This is a genomic window from Micromonospora sp. WMMD736 (assembly GCF_049179015.1).
Taxonomy (GTDB): Bacteria; Actinomycetota; Actinomycetes; order Mycobacteriales; family Micromonosporaceae; genus Micromonospora.
The window spans coordinates 1-1286 of record NZ_JBMHMI010000045.1 but is presented as its reverse complement, the minus strand read 5'-3'; the positions used below and the strand labels follow the sequence as shown (position 1 = coordinate 1286).

The following is a 1286-nucleotide window of genomic DNA, read 5'->3' as shown; positions in this document are numbered from 1 at the left end:
GCGGCTCACTGGTCACCGAGATCAACACCGCCGCGCTGACCCAGCTGCTGCCCAGGCTGGAGTCCGGCATGGTGCCCAAGATCGAAGCCTGCCTGCGCGCGGTCGCCGGGGGTGTGCCCAGCGCCCATGTGGTCGACGGCCGGGTTGAGCACTGCGTGCTGGTGGAACTGTTCACCGACGAAGGGACGGGCACCAAGGTGGTGAGCGCATGAGCACGCAACCGGGCACCGAGGCACTCCAGCGGCGCTGGCAAGCCGTGATGATGAACAACTACGGCACCCCGCCGCTGGCGCTGGTCAGCGGCGACGGCGCGGTGGTCACCGACGCTGACGGCAAGTCCTACCTCGACCTGCTCGGCGGCATCGCGGTCAACATCCTCGGGCACCGCCATCAGGCGGTCATCGAGGCGGTCACCCGCCAACTCAGCACGTTGGGTCACACCTCGAACCTGTACGCCACCGAACCCGGCATTTTATTGGCCGAGAAGCTGGTTGGGCTGCTCGGCGCTCCGGCACGGGCGTTCTTCTGCAACTCCGGGACCGAGGCCAACGAGGTCGCGTTCAAGATCACCCGCCTGACCGGGCGGACGAAACTCGTTGCCGCCGAAGGCGCGTTCCACGGCCGGACGATGGGCTCGCTGGCGTTGACCGGCCAACCGTCCAAGCAGGCGCCCTTCGCCCCGCTGCCCGGCGAGGTCACCCACGTGCCCTACGGCGACGTCGATGCCCTGCGCACCGCGGTCGACGACCAGACCGCGGCGGTGTTCCTGGAGCCGATCATGGGGGAGGGCGGTGTCGTCGTCCCGCCGGCCGGCTACCTGGTGGCCGCCCGCGAAGTCACCGCCACCCATGGCGCGCTGCTGATCCTGGACGAGGTGCAAACCGGAATGGGCCGCACCGGCGCCTTTTTCGCCCACCAGCACGACGGCATCACCCCCGACGTGGTCACGCTGGCCAAGGGGCTCGGCGGCGGCTTGCCGATCGGGGCGTGCCTGGCGGTCGGAGACGCCCAGGATCTGCTCACCCCCGGACTGCACGGCAGCACGTTCGGCGGCAACCCGGTGTGCACCGCGGCCGCGTTGGCCGTGCTGACGACGCTGGCCGACGGGGACCTGATCGGACGCGCCGATGTGTTGGGCAAAACCCTCGCGCACGGCATCGAAGGCCTGCACCATCCACTGGTCGACCATGTCCGGGGCCGCGGCCTGCTGCTCGGTGTGGTGCTGCGCGCGCCCGAGGCAAAGGCCGTCGAGGCCGCCGCGCGTGCGGCCGGCTTCCTGGTCAATG

The 1286-nt window shown here is 70.3% G+C and carries 1 protein-coding gene and 1 pseudogene; both read left to right on the top strand.

The annotated features are described in order from the left end of the window. Positions 1-212 (top strand): annotated as a pseudogene (locus tag ACN269_RS33300) (acetylglutamate kinase); the annotation flags it as partial. Beyond that, a partial coding sequence (locus tag ACN269_RS33295; protein WP_421477091.1) for an acetylornithine transaminase occupies positions 209-1286 on the top strand: 1078 nt, incomplete at its 3' end. The pseudogene ACN269_RS33300 and the gene ACN269_RS33295, both read left to right, overlap by 4 nt.